Below are 15540 nucleotides of genomic sequence, written 5' to 3'. Positions count from 1 at the left end.
CCACGGGCTCAGGCATTGATGAGTTCAAGGAAGCGCTCGCGGGCGCGGCGCTGATTGACGGCACGCTGCGTGATCTCTCGGAGTTCATCGCAGCGAGCTTGGAGCGACCGCTTGGCGGCGCCCGCATCGGGGTAAGCCGGATAGGTCACGGGGGACACATCCAGCAGGCGGCTGAATCGGTGGATGGTGCGCACGATCACGCCGTGCTCGTCCTCGCCCCACTCGTCACCATCGGGGGCGACTCGGAAGGCGAAGCTGGAGCCGGTGATGTCGCCCCGTGCCAGCGGCGCCATGACCAGATCACGCACCGACTGGGTGTCGGGTGGGTCGATCTCATAACGCAGGCCCTCTTCATCCACGGACAGCGACAGCGTGTTGCTGAGGGTGCGGCCGAGCACGAAGTTGGGGTCATGGTTGAACAGGGCGCGCACGTCATCGCCCAGCACGTTGTCGAATGCACCGGGGGCGATCTGCTCCTTGAACATGCCCATGATCATTTCGCTGCGCTTGTTGAAGACGGCGCCGTGACCAATGATCCGCAACGGCTGCCCTTCTTCGCCCGCTTCGGCGCGGACCTCGCACGTCAGGGCGCGCTTTTCTGTCTCACTCATGATGTGGAGTCCTCGGGCGAGGGTGACTGGCCCAGCTGACTGGCTGGGGTGGCGTTGACGCTGATCAGCATCTCGCTGAGGCCATCGCGTGGGTTCATGTCTTCCAGGGCGCGGACTTCGTTGCGATCCATCCAGCCATCGGTGATGGCCTTGTGATAGAACTCGGCACGCTCCGTGGGGGTGCCGCGCAGCAGCCCGGCGAGGTTGAACTTGGCGTAGTAGCCAGCCCGACGCTCGGTGGGCGTGAAGATGGCGCGGTTGATCTCCTGCTCCCAGTTGATGACCCAGGGCATCATCGTGTGCCGCACGAACTGGATGGCCTGCTCGGAGATATTCGAGAAGGTGGCCTTGTCCAGGTCGTTGATCATGTGCGCTGGCACGTTGAAGATGCCGGCCACCTCGGAGCGGTTGAGCTTGCGCGTCTCGAGGAACTGGGCGTCCTCCGGCGCGATGGTGATCGACTTGTAATCCAGCTGTGCGGGGAGCATCAGCGTCTTGTTCTCGGACTGGCGCAGGCTGGCCACGGCCTTGGCCCAGGTCTCCTTGAGGCGATTCCAGCTGTCGGCGTTCAAGCTGTCCTTGACGGTGACAAGCCCGGTCGGGCGCCCGCCTCCCTCGAAGAAATCCTTGCCGTAGCGCTGGGCCGCCAGCCCGAGGCCAATGGTCTCGGCGTGCTGGCGCACCACGCTGACGCCGGTGCGATCGTGCGAGCCGAGTGCACGAACGTGGATCATGTCCTCGGTCGCGACGGCGCGTGAGCCATCCTCATCGGTGACGGCATATAGCCAGCGGTTGCCGCGCTTCACTGGGCTGCAGTTCCACGGACAATGGCGTTGCAGGGAGACGGCATTGCCCCGCGCATCCCGAACCACCTCGGTGTAGCCATTGCCCCAGCCAAGCACGTGGGACTGGGCCGTCTCGCGCCACTTGTAGCTGGTCTGCCAGTCGTTGGGCTCGTCATGCAGCAGCTGATACGCGGGGTGGTCCGTGGCGGCGGTGATGACGCCGTTCTGCTTGCGCATGACGTGCAGCGGCAATTGCGCCAGCGAGGATGACAGCACGTAGATGCAGGCGTAGACCGCGCCAAGCGTCATGGCGCTCTGCTGGTTGACCGTGATGCTGGAGTCGCCATGCAGATAGTCCGCCAGCGTCTGACCGGTGAGCGGTGTTGCCGGGTTCTCGACCGAGCGGGTGGAGAACAGTTGATCGAGAATCATGAGGCCCCCTTGCGCATGGCGCGTGCGCCGAGCAGTGCCAACACCAGTAGCAGGCTGCCACTGACCATCAGCGCGTCCGCGAGGCCGAATCGCAGGTACAGGCCGCCCGTCAGGCTGGCGAAGCCGGCCAGCCCGAGGGTGTCGAACAGTAGGTTTCGCATGTCACATGACCAGGAAGTCGTCGTCTGAGAGGGAGTCGAGAAGGCTGGGCGGCTCGACATCGAGGGTGATGGCACGCCCCAACGCCATGAGCAGCGCGATGATGCCGTCGATCTTGTTGTCGGCGGCTTCCTTGCGCGGGTAGATGTTCTCTTTGGCGTCGGCCTTGGCGACCACGTTGCTGGCCATCCAGGTGAGCAGCGGGTCAGCCGGGTGCGTGAAGCGACCGCCAGTGACGGCGGCCTCCATCTCGCGCATGGCGGGGCTCATGTTCTGGACCGTGTTGCGGTACTCGATGACCGGCGCGCCTTCCTGCATCAACTGATGGGCGAGCTGGGTAGCCCGCCAGGGATCGTAGGCAACTTCCTGCACATCGAAGCGACTGGAGAGGTCGAGGATGTCCTGCCGGATGACCTCGAAGTCGAGTTCTTCACCATCAGTGATGATCAGGTGGCCGGAGTTGACCCAGCCCTCATAGGCAGCGCGGTTGCTGCTGGCGCGCTCGATCGCACCTTCCGGCAGGTAGCTGCGCACGAAGGCACGCCACTCGACCTTGGCGTCCTCTCGCACCTTGCGGAAGATCAGGCCGATGGCGGCGATGTCGGTCTTGCTGGCAAGGTCAACACCCAGCCAGCAGGGCTCGCCCTCCATCTGGTCCAGCGACATCGAGTCATCACCGGCCGCCAGCCAGGTGGCCATATTCAGCCAGGCGCTGCGTGCCGAGACCCAGACATCGAGGTGCTTGGTCAGAAAGGAGTTCTGGCGACTGGGATACTGGATAGCATCGCGCTGCGCCTTGAGCAGGAATTCCTCGCTGACGCTGACACCGAAGTTGGGGTTGGCCTTGCGCAGCACGTCCGGTGACTGCCAGTCGTCGCCCTCATCGATGGTGTAGATCAGCGCGAAGAGCTCAGGGTTATCAACCACACCCTCGAGCATCTGCTGCGCTTGCCGGCGCTTGTCGTAGCAAGGGCCAGCGAGGTTGAAGCCGGCAGTGGTGATGATGAACATCAGCGGCTGATCGCGGGCACCCATGCCGGTCAGCATGGTCTCGTAGAGGCTGGGCGATTGGTGCTCGTGGAACTCATCGACAATGGCGCAGCTGGGGCTCGAGCCGTCGCCCGGGTCACCGATCATCGGTTCCAGACGGGAGCCGTCGCCGGGGATGCTAATGTTCTTGGCCATCACCTCGATGCCGGCGGCGCTGATCAGGGCCGGTGACTTCTGCAGCATCAGCTTGGCCGGGCGGAAGACCTCCCAGGCCTGCTTCTCGGTGGTGGCACCACAGTAGACCTCGGCGCCGTATTCCCCATCGGCGGCCAGCATGTAGGTGGCCACGCCAGCGGCGATCACTGACTTGCCGTTCTTGCGCGGTACCTCGATGTAGGCCTCGCGGTAACGGCGCTGCCCGCTGCGCTTGCTCATCCAGCCGAACAGCACACTGAAGATGAAGAGCTGCCAGGGTTCGAGCGTGATCAGCTTGCGCTCGCGCGCCCACTTGCCCTTGGTGTGAGGCAGCAGCTGGATGAAGGCGCATGCCCGCTCGGCGGCGTCACGGTCGAAGCGGTAGGGAAAGGCGCGCGTCTTGGCCGCCTTCTGTTCATCGACATGACGCTGGCAAGCAAGGCGGACCCACTTGCAAGCGGGTATCCGGCCAGCCACCACGTCCCGAGCGTACTTGTTCGCAGCATTGACGTTGGGATAGCTGGCCATTGAGTGTCATCGCTTGTTGCCACCCAGCAGCTCGGCGAAGGGGTTGGCGGCATCCTTGGACCCGGGCACGGCCAGGCGTGCTCGGCTGGACGGATCGAGACCGAGTGCACTGCCGAATGTGGTCATCTGGCGGGCTGCCTCATTCTTCGCGGTCAGAGCTGGGTTCTTGATGGGGGCACCGGTGGCAGGACTTTCCAGCACCAGGCCGCATTGCTGGATCTCGACCACGGCCTGACGCCAGGTGGCGTAGGCATCGCAGTAGGCCTCGAGCTGATGCAGGTCAGAGCGCGTCAGGATCTTGGAGCCAACCAACCAGGGCGCGAGCTTGTCCCAGGCATCACGGCCGATCTCGCATAGCCAGTCGGGTGCCGGCGGGACTTCATCAAGTGCATCGCCCTCGGGCTCGTCATGGTTGATGGCACGCTTGCCGGCGTTGCCCTGCACCGCCTTCAAGTGGCTTGGTTTGGGCTTGCGACCTCGTGTCATCTGAGAATCCTTCGCGCTAGGCTGATTTTTCAATTTCGCGGGTGTGAGAAAGAAACGTAACGGAACGGTGGCCGCCCCCAAAGGTGGTAGAGATTGCACCCCCTCCCCCTCTCAGAGCCTGCCTCAGTCGCCTGATCTGGCCGCCTGCGCCTCGCTTGCCGTCTTGGTCTGATGGCAGGACTTGCAGATCGCTTCGAGGTTGTCAGCGGCGTCTGTGCCGCCCTGAGCCTTGCCCGCGATGTGATCAACTTCAGTAGCTGGCGTGATGCGGTTCATGCGCTCGCATGGCTGGCAGAGGTAGCGATCACGCTTGAGAATCGCGTTTCGCAGTCGCCGCCATGGCCGACCACCTCGGCCTTGCCCACCTCGCTTGCTCTTGCCCCAGTTGATGGCTCGATCGGCATGCGCTTCGCAGTACCCATGAGAGGCCGTCGTCTTGCCACCACACATGGGTGCCTTGCAGGGACGTGGCGGTTTGATAGGCACAGACCTTCTCCTCTACTACGTTGAGAGTTGCGCATACACGAACATGCAGGGGCACCGATCAAAGGAGACACCCATGATGCTCGAGCTATATCTCTACCGCTGCACTGACGGCTGGGCAGTACGTCGTGAGCTCGAGGATATGCCGCACAAGACATTCAAGCAGGAAGCCGAAGCGCGTGAGTACGCAGAGGCTCTCGCCCATATCAAGGGATACAAGCTCTATGTCATCCGCGACGGAGGCACTGGGCGAGACCGCGTACTGTGACCAGGGCGATATATGAGTATTTCTGGGCGCCAAGGAACCCCCAAGCTGGGGGTGCCTTGACCGCTCGTCAGCCTTGTCAATCAATCCAGAACTCAGGGGTCGATGGGCAGCGCCATCTGGAGCTCTTGCCGCCAGTAGTCAGCGCGAGACTCCAGCGCCGGCTTGACCCACCGATGGCTGGCCAGCTCGCGACCGGCAAGGCTGCCCTTGGCATTCTGGTCATCCAGTGCGCGACAGGCCTTCTCGAACTCTTGCATAGCGCTCAGCTCACCGCGCATCAACGCATCGATGCGTAGGTCACACCAAACGGCGAAATCGACATCCAACCATCGAGCAAAGACCACGGCCAATTTAGGATGCAGCCACGTTCCACCTTCACTCCCGGCCTTTGTGATCACTAGACCTGACTTCTTTGCCAGCCTCAGCATCTTGGCCTTAGAGGCAGACCTTATGCCATCTAACTGCTTGATAATATTGAATTCCTGCAGAAGATCACCTTTACCAAGAGCTCTAGAAAGGGCGGCTAGATACCTGATGCTGTCACGCTGCATCAGCCAATCATTCGGCTCCTTCCCAAAGCGCTTGGCAATGTCGGTGGCATTGATCCAACCATCCGTGTTGAAGCGGATGAACTGTCCTTCGTAATCGAACGGGATAACGTTTGTCATCGGTAGAAGCCTTTTAGAGATAGAGCCTGTCACCCAGGAGTCGCCAACCCAGAGAGGCCCGATGAAGCCATCGGCGCTCCTCAGGCTCTATCCTGAAAGGCTCTGGTAAGTGCCGGGCGCGGGTGAAGCGCCCACAAAAAAGCCCCGCCGGAAGGCAGGGCTTTTCAATTCTTGCGGTGTTACTCAGCAGTCGTCTGCTCGGCACCATCAGGGCCATCGGCCAGGCGCTCGAGGATCGAGGCCGTCGCCGTGCGGTCAGCGTTGAATCGGCGACGCTGTGACTCATAGTCAGCCAGTAGGCTGAGCAGATCGCGGTTGGATGTCACTGGCCGATCAGGGGCAGGCAGTGGATTGAGCAGGTAGCTCGGCACATCAGGCGTGCACTGCCACTCAGTGGGCATCACCACTGGCTTGCTCTCGAAGGCGCTGCAGCCACTCAGCAGCAGCATCAGGCACAGGCCTGTCAGCCCAATCCCCAGTCGGCGCATCGTCTCTCTCCATCCGGCGTGCAGCTGCCCGGGCAGCCATGATTGAACGGTCATCCAGTGCGCGACTGGCTTCGCGTGCCTCCAATGCGACGGACAATCGCTTCATCTGATTGCCATAGTGCAGCGCCATCATCTCGAGCCCGCGGTTGACTGCCTTCTCGGTGGATAGCTCAGCCTTGAGGTCATTGGCATGCTGCTCGGCCTTGGTCGCCTCATAGGTCTTCATCGCACCCCAGCCCAGCACCACTGCCATCAGGACGACCTCGATCTTCACGCCTGATATCAGCTTGCGGCCCCATGCCCACGCGGTCGTGATCAGTGCAGCCATCGTCCCAGCACCTTATCGAAGATGGCGTCAGACTTGGCACGCAGCCACTCGACACCGAGGAAAGCGATCGCAGCCCCGATGGCCACGGCCATGTCCTGATCCAAGCCGCCCCAGTCCAGCAGCGGCTTGAGCGCCAATGTCAGGCCACCCACCAGGGTCGCCTCGAGCAATGACTTGTAGAAGCGGCCACCAGCATGCAGGCCGCGCAGCAGTGCGATCACGAATGACAGACCCGCTGCATAGAGGTTGGCTTGATACGGCTGTAGCCACTCCAGCAGCATCTGCCATGTCGATGGATCGCGGTGTGGCATATCGGCGGGCTCGTGGTCGTCGTCATGCATATGGCCTCCTGAGTCGGTAGGCCCTGCGTAGTTCGTCGTTATCGTTATGCGATGTGGCCGCCAGCACGCACGTACACGCCCAGCAGCTCATCGGTATCAAGCTCACGCTGCCCGTACCCTGCCCCCGGCAAACTCGCCCAGATGCGCCGACAGGCGTGGATGGCCTCAGCGATGCGCCCGTCATGCACCAGCCCCAATGCCCGGCACTGGCGGATCAACTGCCTGGCCGCCTCATCCTGAGAGGCCGGCGAGAAGTCAGGCAGGTGGAAGCGCTTGGCCAGGTCATCCCACGTCCCTACCAGGAACTGGTACCGGCCCGCCGCCGTGCTGTGGATGTTGTACGACTTCAGCCACACCGACTGGCGGGGATGATCGTCGAAGCCATCGAAGGTCTTGCCGCCCACCAGCACGTCATAGCCCTCAATCGAGCTGAAGCGCGGCGTGCCCTCGGCATAGGCAATGGTGTCCAGAAAGGCCGCCAGATTGCTGGCATCATCAGCTGCTGGATCAACAGGCGCATCGAAGCCCACCAGCTCGACCTCATCGAGCCAGTGCGCGGGGGCATGTGCAGGCATGGGCATCACCGGTAAGCAGATACGAAAAAGCCCCGCCGGATGGCAGGGCTCGGAAAACACATGGAACACACTACGAATATTGTCTGCGGTAACGACCGTGCTTCAGCGCTGCCAAAGCAACCTCGTGAGTGAGCCGTGTAAATTCACATTCCTCAATGACAACATCCAAGTCTATCCCCATGTCGTCACACACAATGCATAGAGACTCGCCAAGAGGCCTGAAATCGCCCCCTTTGGCCATCTCCACATGAGTCACACAAATGATGTCATCGAGCATGGCCGTCCTTAAAGGAAAAAGTTCGATTGATACCTCTCGCTTGCTCCAGCCTGCGCGCAAGCTCCTCCTCGTGACAGGCCGAATCTGCTATGTCACTCGTCAGCCCCACGTGCCTATAGCGTTCGAGTAGCTCCGAGAAGGTGAGCTCGTCCCTGTTTCGCTCTTTATTTAGCAAAGCCCCTAGAGCCAGAAGCTCCGAAGGGTCAGCCTTAGCTCTTTCAACGAGTCCAGCGTCTATGTGATTCATGTTATCCCCTGCTCAGAGTGCCCCATCAGCGAGGATGAGCCATATCGGGGAGAAGAGCTAAGCTATCGATCAACGAGATATAAACCAAAAAGCCCCGCCAGATGGCAGGGCCTTGAAATGAGTGGTGATCCAGAGACGCAAGAATCACACAATAGCTGAATCGTACCCTCAAACCCCCGCTTGTGCAACATATGGTAGTCAGGCGGCCATCTCGGCCTGAGAAAGCACCATATGCAGTAGAGATTCACGCGCTCTCGTGGCCGCTCTTTGCAACGACTTCACAGTGCTGAAGGGCTCCGCCACCTTCACCGCCCCGGGCACCCAGCCCAGCCGCGCCAGAATCGCCACCTGCGCCGCCACGGCCTGCGATTGGGTCATCATGCGCGGCGACTGGCAATTCTGCACCGGCGGAATGGCATAGGCCGCCAGCAGTACCGCCATACGCTGTCGATCACTCAGGCGTGACAGCAGCGCTGCCGCCATCGTCCGCCACTGGCTTTCCTGCTGATAACGCTCTGCCGCCTTGCCGACGTGATCCACCAGGCCCGTGCACTCGCCACGCCCTTCCCCCATACCGCCCACCGATGACACCTGATGCCACCCGGCATTCTGATGGCGCAGCCCGGTGCGATACTCGATTTCCTCCTCGAGCAGCTCATCCAGAGCATGTGCCAACGCCTGCTGACGCCTCACGCCCTCCGGCAGCTTCTCGATCAGGCGGAAGGTCTCCGCCAGCCCCATATCCTCGATCCGCTGCATGTCCTGCCCTCCTGCTCCGGGTTACTACGTGAGCCCTATGCCGTTGCCTTGCGCCACTCACTGCCATGCGGCATCACCTCCAGCTCACCGGCCACCACTGTCTCGGGCCAACTCGCATAGGCCACCAGCACCGCCTTGGCCTCATCCACGCCTTTAGCCAGCACCGCCAGATAGCCATTTCCCTCCATCTTCTCAAGCCATTCGCGCTGAGACTTCGCCAGGGCGGCATCATGTGGCGGGGCTGCTTTGAACTCGATGTAGAGTCCGTGATACCCACCGCGGGCCGTGGCCACCACCAGGTCACTCACCCCAGCCCGCACGCCCTGGGCCTTGAGGTCGGCAGCCGTCTTCTTGTTGCGCTTGCCACCATTGGGGACGTGATAGGTGACATCCTCGAGCAGCACGCCCACCGGCTTGCCGCGCAGCTTCTCGCCCTTGAGCCAGCGAATCAGAACCTTCTGCTCCAACCCTTCACGGTCGATGCGTGGCGCCGACTTGCGGGCTTGGCCGGCGGTACGGTTCGGCGACTTGCGGGCCGCTACCTTGGCGGAAGGATGTGTTGCCCAGCTCATGACGATGCCCTCACCTGATTGGATTGCCAGCGGCGATAGTTGGTGATGATCCGGCGCAGCATGTGCGCCGCCCTCGGCTCATGATCGATCTCGGCGCGACTTTTTACCCCGCAGGCCGTGCGAATAAAGTCCACCGCGTCTTCCTCCTTGTGCGTACCATCCGGCAGCACATTGGTATCGATGCCGTGTCGAGCCCGGCGCGCCTGATCCAGATAGCGATGGAATCCCTCGGCCTGGCACAACATCGCGGCCTTGCGGGCCAGTGGGCCGCCAGCGGGCTTGGGTGTGGTCTCAGTCACGCTTGCCCCCTCAGTCGCTCACCATTGGCATTGAAGCGGGGAGCGCCCAGGGCAATGCAGCGCTTGCACGTCCCCAGACACCCCGCCAGCTGATGGATGGCCACGCGACTACCGCAGGCAAAGCAGCGACGCAGGGCTGAATGATTCGGCCGCCTGTAGCTGCCGGCGGGGCGATAGCTCACTGCAACATCCCCAACACATCCGTCTGACGTCCTGCTGGCGCCAAGCGGATCAGACGGTATTCATGCGCGGCACTGTCTCCACGCCGGCGGCTCTCCACGATCAACCCATGCTGGCGACGCAGATCTCGCAGGCGGGCACTGATGGCTGCCTCACTATCCAACCGATCGAAGCGCTTGCGGATCTCGGCTGCCAGCTCATGCAACATCAGCCACGAGCGCGATTCACTGAGTGCCAGATACGTCCGACCTAGCTGACAAGCCGGATTGTCCAGCGACGCGCGGCGCGGACGAGTCGCACCAGTAGGCCTGCTGCCAATACCCGTGGGGATTGCCTGATCCTCATGATTCGCCATGTGCCAACCCTCCTCGCATCATCTTCAGTGCCTGGGCAGGTGTGATGCCTGCCAGTTCACCCGCCGCCTTGCGGGCCTTCTCCTCCCCCGCCATGGCGGCACGTTCTGCCGGTGACAGTTGGCCGTCATGTCCAATCGCTGCTTGCGGCTTGAGGTCATCACCCCGGGCGAAGCGCTCCACCACCTGCTGGTAATACACGCGGAAGGCGCGCTCGTGCTTGTCCATGCGCTGATAGCTGGCAGAGGCCATGCCGTGAAGGTCCATGTGCTCGCCCGCGGCGGCGATGGCCTCATGCGGGTACGGCTTGCCGGTGAAGGCGTGGTCCTGCAATGCCTGCCAGGCAGTGTCGAAGTCCGGCAGGCCCAGCCCTTCGGGCGTCATCTGGCATAGCTCGGCGAACTGCATGGCGCTGTCCGGCGGGAAGGCGTTGCCACGCTGCTGTAGCGACTTGGCAGTGCGGGCCTTCTCGGCCTGCAAGCCACAGCGCAGGTGCTGGGCGCTCAAGTGGCTCAGGGCCGCCAGCCACTCGCCTTCCACGTCACAGCTCACCCACTGGCCATTCTCCTCAGTGCCCCAGCCCATCTCACGGCAGCGGCGGTGCCAATGGGCGCCATGCAGCTGGGCCAAGCGATCGAACAATGCATCCACCGCCTTCTGGCTCACCCGTGGCAGGTCATCACAGCCACTCGCCATCGATGATGTCGCCGGACGGCGGCTGGCCTTCGGCTTGTTCACGGCGGCGCTGCTCAATGAGTGCACGCCCCTCAGCGGCTGAGAGTTTCGAGTTACGGATTGGACCAGTTGAGCGACGGCTTCCATGGGTGCCTCCAGCGTTGCGTGCAGTGTTGTTCGATGTGTTGGCGTTCTGACTCATGCGGGCCTGGCGGGCCGCCTCTCGCTTACGGTTCTCGCTCACCCAACCCGCAAACTTGGCGCACCAGGCATGATGCGAATGCCTCCGGCCCGGCTGATCCGCGAAGTGCGCGGTAAAGTCCGCCAGCTCGCCCTGATCCCATGTCAGCGATGGATCACCACGGCGCACCGTCTCCGTCTGCCAGTGGGTGGCATCCGGCTGCCAGTCCAATGTCATCAGCACCTGACGGGCCCCGGCTGTCACTTGCGGCTGGCCGTTGTCTGCCTGCTGGGCCGCTCGTTCGAAGATGCTCGGCTCGCCCGCGCCAGAGAGAGAGGGGTTAGGATCATTGGTACCCTGATTCGTCGGAGATTTTTCCGACCCTGGCACGGATATTTTTCCGACCCCGCCCGGAGATTTTTCCAAGGTCGGATTTTTTTCCGACCCTTGAGAATCAGGCGCCGAGGGACAGATCGGAGATTTTTCCGACCCTACCGAGCGGTTCCAGGTCACCCCCTTCTCGGTTAGGCGCATATACGTCCGGTTGTCGCAACTGGTCATCACGATCAGATCGAGCTTGGCCAGCTGCTTCATGAGTCGGTAGGCGGTGTCGTGCTTATCAGTCAGCATCGGGAGCTCTTCGCAGATCTTCCCCTTGCCGATGTTGTAGTAGGTGTGGCCATCGATCTGACGCGCATTTGCCCAGGTCGGCACCTGATGCAGAAACGCAAACAGCATCGCCTGCTGAGCATTGAGCCCCCACTCGACGGCCTTGACTTGGTTGATAGCAACGAGGTACTGCATCATCGATATTCCCGCATCGAGCATTGGCGACTCGTTTGTGATCGATGCAGACTCATGCCTCACCTCCCGCCAGTGTCAGATATTTGGCAGCGCGGGCCTGATGCCACTGCATGCTGCCCAGTTCGCCGCCCTTGTCGCCGCGACGGGCCGCCAGCAACGCATTGCACTGGTGCCAGGCGGCATAGGCCGAGTGATATTCGCCGGTGAGGCGCGGCTGGTCTGGCAGCAGATCCTTCAGCTTGGCGATCTTGCGGCCAGCACGGGACATCTCTGTCTCAAGGCGTGCTGAACTCATTCGTGCCGTGATGCTCATGCCGGTACCTCATCGCCCTTGGCTGCCACGCCCAGTGACAGGCGCTCGAAACGTCCTGCCTCGCTCATGTGGTGGTCGATCGACAGAGTGCGGCGGGCATCTGCCTGCGCCGTCTCACCCTGACCCTTGCCGCATTCCAGCAGGGCCACCACGGCCAGGTGGTGCTGCATGCTCATACGCAGATCAATCACGCCACCCACTCGCTCACGCTTCTCGATCATCACCGCCAGCCGATAGGTCTCGGCCTTGAGGGACTCACAGCTCCAACCCCGATAGCTGGTCAACATCTGCTTGGCTTCACTCGTCTTGATCGTCATGCCATACTCCCTTGGCATAGTGAGATGCTTCCCCCGGATTGGTTTCGACGCCTTCGGGGGATTTTTGTATCTGGTGCCCGGTTACCGGCTCACCACCTTCAGCGGTTTGCGCATCGCCTGCAGCTGTCCCATCAGGGTGCTCATCTGCTGCTCAATGGCCTTGTGCTGCGCTTCAAGCTGCTCTGCCTCTTCCTCGTCTACCTCGCCATCTGCAATCGCCGCCCGAATCAACGCCGCCATCGCGCCCTGCCCCTGCTGGGCATCCAGCACTGACGCGAACACGTCACCACGGCTCACCTCGCCCTTCGCACAACGCGGCACCGCTACCATGCTCAGGTAATCCAGAAACGGAGCCATCAGGCGCATCTGGTGCTCGCGGTCCACGTTCCAGAAGATCCCCACGAAATCGATGAAACGCAGCGGCATCGGCTCGTCTTCACTGAGGCGGCGATACATGGACTTGGCTGACATTCCCAGATCGCTCGCCAGCTGCTTGGGCTGGCACTCGAACGCCACGTCGTGCACTGCGTCCAGGAAGGCATCCATGTCTCGCTCGATCTCTGTATGGGCATCCATGGTCAATTTCTCCGTGTTCGTTCCGTTTAAGCCGATATGGGCGGCGGGCTATGCTGTGGGTGTCAGGCGGTGTGCTTATCGCGGCCAAAGACTCGTGGACAAAGATGTTCAGCCAGAAACGCTCCATTGGTTAATCGCTCTGCTCTCAAGGCCGCTGCGGGCGACATTCCATTTGTGCCGCAAACCCAGTGGGAGACAGACCCTTGATCAACCCCCAAAGTCTCAGCAGTCTTTCGTTGGTTCCCGAAGTGGGCGACAAGACGCCTGTAGATATTGCTCATACAACACACCTCTATGCGATTTCTCATATTCTAGAGCATGCGAAAACTCATTTGCAACAACATGAGCATGCGCATAACAATCCGGCCATGGAACTCAAAGACAGAATCAGGTCTGCCCGAAAGGCAGCCGGACTCACCCAGGTTCAGCTAGCCGAGCGAGTTGGAATCGACCAATCGGTCATCTCTAGTCTCGAGCGAGGTAAGCACCGGGGTTCGACACATACGATCACCATTGCGCATGCGCTTGGCGTCAGCGCGAGATGGCTGGCTACTGGCGAAGGCGAGATGACTGATTCTTGGGCTGCCGCCAAAAGCGACGCCAGCGAGCTAGTGCTCCATGAAACGGAAATCGTTGAGGGGAATGAGCCTCTCAGGGACGACGAGGTAGAAATCCCTTACTTCCGCGAAGTCGAGATGGCGGCTGGCGATGGCCGCACTCAGGTCATCGAGAATCACGGGGCGTACATGCGCTTCAGCCTGCCGCGCCTGGCGCGTGCCGGGGTAGACCCCAAGCAGGCCGCCTGTGCCACGGTATCTGGGGATTCCATGGAGCCAGCTATCTTTGACGGCTCCCCCATCGGCATCGACAAAAGCTGCCGTCACATCATCGATGGCAAGGTATACGCGCTAGATCACGGCGGCATGCTGCGCGTGAAGCGCCTCTACCGCTTGCCGATGGGTCGCATGCGGGTGGTCAGTGACAACCACATCGAGTACCCAGAAGAGTTCTACACCCTGGGTGATCCGGATGCCCCGAAGATCATCGGCCGCGTCTTCTGGTGGGAAACCTTCGCCTGAGAAATCATCGCGCGCACGCGTAACCAGAGAGAGTGATTCAAGTAGGTAGGTTCTAGGTACGACACCAGAGTCACCCTCCCCCTGACACCTGTGTCACTCTGACACCTGTGTCACCCTGACACCTGTGTCACCCTCCCGGTGCTTCACCCTGAAAGTCCTTCAAACGAATGATAGACCCGCCCATCGAGGCGGGTTTTTTATTGCATGGAACATAGCCCCAAAGCTAAATATGGGAAAATATGCGTAATCTCATTGACCAACAATATGAGCATTGCCATAATAATCCACATCGACACGGCACACCGCCATCGTCACTGAGTGGATTGGAGCAGCCCATGACCGACACAGCCCGCAAGCATCGTTCAGCCATCGCCCTCGCCGTCATCGTCGGCGGTCTAGTCACGCTCGCCAGCCTCACCCAGCAGACCGATGGCCCGCGCCAGCTGACCGCCAGCGAAGCCGAATACTGCGAGATGACCGCCATGTGGCAGGAAGATGCCAAGGCCGGTTTCGCTGAATCACAGCGCCGCGGCTGGCCGGACTTCCACGGCAATGCCGCCAGCCTTTGCTCCCCTCAGATTACGCATGGTCAGCAGCTCGCCAGTCGCTGATCGGACCTCGCCCCAAGGCCAGCAGGTGGTGCCAGTGGGGATTGCGAGCATAACCACCCGCAGGTAAGGCGCCGGTTCCTCCCTTGCGCTAGCGGCCTTACCCCCGACACCTGGGCAAGTGGTGTGACAGCTGGAGAGACAGCGCTTATCAGAGGACATCGGCACTGCCGGTATCGCCTGATGAGCCCCGAACCGCCGGGCAATGCGGCTGTTCTTTAACAATCAGGCATGCCCAGCCAGCCCGTAGCGCTAGACACGCGAGAGGCCGCTGGGAGTACGCCGCCCAGGGCTGTCGAAATACTGGGAATGGTATGGGGCTTTGCCAATGGCAGAGCCCACCCGAGAGTGCAATGGCAAGCCTTCGCAAAGCGCGACCGCTTCCCGATGCCCTTTCCCTGCAGTGCCTGTGCTTCCCCGTCACGTCCCTGACGGGGCCTTTTTAGCCGTAACCATTATCTGCATCAGCCATAAACATGAGTGGTTTAATCAAACCCATTTTCCTTTACACTTGAAAATCCTGGAAATTGCAGGGTTCTGAAGGGGGAACTGAATTTATGGGCACTGAAGCAGTATGGATGGGCCTGGGTCTGGCCCTACTTTTTGTGCTGTTGACGTTCGGCTCTATGGGCCGACTACGTAAAGATGCTCGCCATTCCAAGGATACAGAAAAAGCTGATTAGTTCTGTGCAAACCGTCTGATTGTTAACCCACTTATACGGTGGGTTTTTTTGTGCTCACAGGTCAGCCTCTTCTGGAGGCTGACCTGTGAGCACAACCACTCGTGGAGGCCAGCATGACGCTCTTTCTTCGATCTCGGGTCACTGTCGATGGCATCACCGCGACGATGGCGGAACACGCCGAGCGGCTCGGTATCGGGGAAGGGACACTATTGTCCCGCATGACGCGCTTGGGCCGTCATAATCCGATACTACTGCTTGAGCCAGTCACCAAATCCCGCAA

At 61.2% G+C, this 15540-nt stretch carries 23 protein-coding genes; 3 read left to right on the top strand and 20 right to left on the bottom strand.

The genetic code is table 11. The features are described from left to right. Positions 1 to 8 precede the first annotated feature (8 nt). The 6 genes from R1T44_RS06925 to R1T44_RS06900 all read right to left on the bottom strand — a co-directional run bounded on the left by R1T44_RS06925 (position 9) and on the right by R1T44_RS06900 (position 4636). Positions 9 to 611, bottom strand: a complete 603-nt coding sequence (locus R1T44_RS06925; protein ID WP_084208182.1) for an HK97 family phage prohead protease — start codon at positions 609 to 611, stop codon at positions 9 to 11. Further along, the gene (locus R1T44_RS06920) at positions 608 to 1828 is read right to left on the bottom strand and encodes a phage portal protein (RefSeq protein ID WP_054557051.1); all 1221 of its coding nucleotides are present in this window, start codon (positions 1826 to 1828) and stop codon (positions 608 to 610) included. Before R1T44_RS06920 ends, R1T44_RS06925 begins: the two co-directional genes overlap by 4 nt. Then, positions 1825 to 1989: a hypothetical protein gene (locus tag R1T44_RS06915; RefSeq protein WP_166019415.1), complete on the bottom strand. Its 165-nt coding sequence runs from the start codon at positions 1987 to 1989 to the stop codon at positions 1825 to 1827. Before R1T44_RS06915 ends, R1T44_RS06920 begins: the two co-directional genes overlap by 4 nt. 1 nt (position 1990) lies before the next feature. After that, a complete protein-coding gene (locus R1T44_RS06910; RefSeq protein ID WP_166019414.1) occupies positions 1991 to 3700 on the bottom strand; it encodes a terminase large subunit in 1710 nt (569 codons plus the stop codon). 6 nt (positions 3701 to 3706) lie between these two features. Further along, positions 3707 to 4186: a phage terminase small subunit P27 family gene (locus tag R1T44_RS06905; RefSeq protein WP_215824089.1), complete on the bottom strand. Its 480-nt coding sequence runs from the start codon at positions 4184 to 4186 to the stop codon at positions 3707 to 3709. A 123-nt stretch (positions 4187 to 4309) separates the two neighbouring features. After that, entirely contained in the window at positions 4310 to 4636 is a 327-nt protein-coding gene (locus R1T44_RS06900) for an HNH endonuclease (RefSeq protein WP_317292929.1), read from the bottom strand. 109 nt (positions 4637 to 4745) lie between these two features. Between R1T44_RS06900 and R1T44_RS06895 the strand changes: the two genes are divergently transcribed. Next, a complete protein-coding gene (locus R1T44_RS06895) occupies positions 4746 to 4937 on the top strand; it encodes a DUF2188 domain-containing protein (RefSeq protein ID WP_215824087.1) in 192 nt (63 codons plus the stop codon). Positions 4938 to 5029: 92 nt separating this feature from the next. Here the strand turns inward: R1T44_RS06895 and R1T44_RS06890 are convergent, their stop codons facing one another. From R1T44_RS06890 to R1T44_RS06825, 14 genes are all read right to left on the bottom strand, one after another. Next, complete coding sequence (locus tag R1T44_RS06890) at positions 5030 to 5605, bottom strand: KilA-N domain-containing protein (protein ID WP_317292801.1); 576 nt, start codon at positions 5603 to 5605, stop codon at positions 5030 to 5032. 390 nt (positions 5606 to 5995) lie between these two features. Next, complete coding sequence (locus tag R1T44_RS06885; RefSeq protein WP_317292800.1) at positions 5996 to 6421, bottom strand: hypothetical protein; 426 nt, start codon at positions 6419 to 6421, stop codon at positions 5996 to 5998. Further along, positions 6409 to 6762 (bottom strand): phage holin, lambda family, encoded by a 354-nt coding sequence (locus R1T44_RS06880; protein ID WP_131431534.1) that lies wholly within the window; start codon positions 6760 to 6762, stop codon positions 6409 to 6411. Before R1T44_RS06880 ends, R1T44_RS06885 begins: the two co-directional genes overlap by 13 nt. 44 nt (positions 6763 to 6806) lie before the next feature. Continuing rightward, positions 6807 to 7337, bottom strand: coding sequence for a glycoside hydrolase family 24 protein (locus R1T44_RS06875; RefSeq protein ID WP_317292799.1), 531 nt, complete (start codon positions 7335 to 7337; stop codon positions 6807 to 6809). Positions 7338 to 8059: 722 nt separating this feature from the next. Further along, complete coding sequence (locus R1T44_RS06870; RefSeq protein WP_317292798.1) at positions 8060 to 8620, bottom strand: hypothetical protein; 561 nt, start codon at positions 8618 to 8620, stop codon at positions 8060 to 8062. 35 nt (positions 8621 to 8655) lie between these two features. Further along, the gene (locus tag R1T44_RS06865; RefSeq protein WP_317292797.1) at positions 8656 to 9192 is read right to left on the bottom strand and encodes a VRR-NUC domain-containing protein; all 537 of its coding nucleotides are present in this window, start codon (positions 9190 to 9192) and stop codon (positions 8656 to 8658) included. After that, positions 9189 to 9491: a hypothetical protein gene (locus R1T44_RS06860; protein ID WP_225347799.1), complete on the bottom strand. Its 303-nt coding sequence runs from the start codon at positions 9489 to 9491 to the stop codon at positions 9189 to 9191. The genes R1T44_RS06865 and R1T44_RS06860 overlap by 4 nt, the downstream gene beginning before the upstream one ends. Positions 9492 to 9669: 178 nt before the next feature. Then, positions 9670 to 10026 carry a hypothetical protein gene (locus R1T44_RS06855; RefSeq protein WP_317292796.1) on the bottom strand — a complete coding sequence of 119 codons (357 nt, stop codon included), beginning with the start codon at positions 10024 to 10026 and terminating at the stop codon, positions 9670 to 9672. Then, positions 10013 to 10762 (bottom strand): replication protein P, encoded by a 750-nt coding sequence (locus tag R1T44_RS06850; protein WP_317292795.1) that lies wholly within the window; start codon positions 10760 to 10762, stop codon positions 10013 to 10015. The genes R1T44_RS06855 and R1T44_RS06850 overlap by 14 nt, the downstream gene beginning before the upstream one ends. Next, positions 10704 to 11708, bottom strand: coding sequence for a DnaT-like ssDNA-binding domain-containing protein (locus R1T44_RS06845; RefSeq protein ID WP_317292794.1), 1005 nt, complete (start codon positions 11706 to 11708; stop codon positions 10704 to 10706). The genes R1T44_RS06850 and R1T44_RS06845 overlap by 59 nt, the downstream gene beginning before the upstream one ends. Before the next feature lie 28 nt (positions 11709 to 11736). Next, entirely contained in the window at positions 11737 to 11952 is a 216-nt protein-coding gene (locus tag R1T44_RS06840) for a hypothetical protein (protein ID WP_317292793.1), read from the bottom strand. Between the two features lie 41 nt (positions 11953 to 11993). Continuing rightward, positions 11994 to 12314, bottom strand: coding sequence for a hypothetical protein (locus R1T44_RS06835; protein ID WP_317292792.1), 321 nt, complete (start codon positions 12312 to 12314; stop codon positions 11994 to 11996). A gap of 81 nt (positions 12315 to 12395) precedes the next feature. Then, a complete protein-coding gene (locus R1T44_RS06830) occupies positions 12396 to 12890 on the bottom strand; it encodes a phage regulatory CII family protein (RefSeq protein ID WP_317292791.1) in 495 nt (164 codons plus the stop codon). Positions 12891 to 12952: 62 nt separating this feature from the next. Further along, a complete protein-coding gene (locus tag R1T44_RS06825; protein ID WP_317292790.1) occupies positions 12953 to 13171 on the bottom strand; it encodes a Cro/CI family transcriptional regulator in 219 nt (72 codons plus the stop codon). Between R1T44_RS06825 and R1T44_RS06820 the strand changes: the two genes are divergently transcribed. Then, on the top strand, positions 13094 to 13969 hold the full coding sequence (locus tag R1T44_RS06820; protein ID WP_317292789.1) for an XRE family transcriptional regulator: 876 nt from the start codon (positions 13094 to 13096) through the stop codon (positions 13967 to 13969). The genes R1T44_RS06825 and R1T44_RS06820 overlap by 78 nt on opposite strands. A gap of 335 nt (positions 13970 to 14304) precedes the next feature. Continuing rightward, positions 14305 to 14580: a hypothetical protein gene (locus tag R1T44_RS06815; RefSeq protein WP_317292788.1), complete on the top strand. Its 276-nt coding sequence runs from the start codon at positions 14305 to 14307 to the stop codon at positions 14578 to 14580. Positions 14581 to 15540: the final 960 nt, after the last annotated feature.

The organism is Cobetia amphilecti, assembly GCF_032923285.1.
GTDB classification, from domain to species: Bacteria; Pseudomonadota; Gammaproteobacteria; order Pseudomonadales; family Halomonadaceae; genus Cobetia; species Cobetia amphilecti.
Note: the sequence above shows the minus strand (reverse complement) of the source record. Positions and strands in the feature narration are given on the sequence as shown.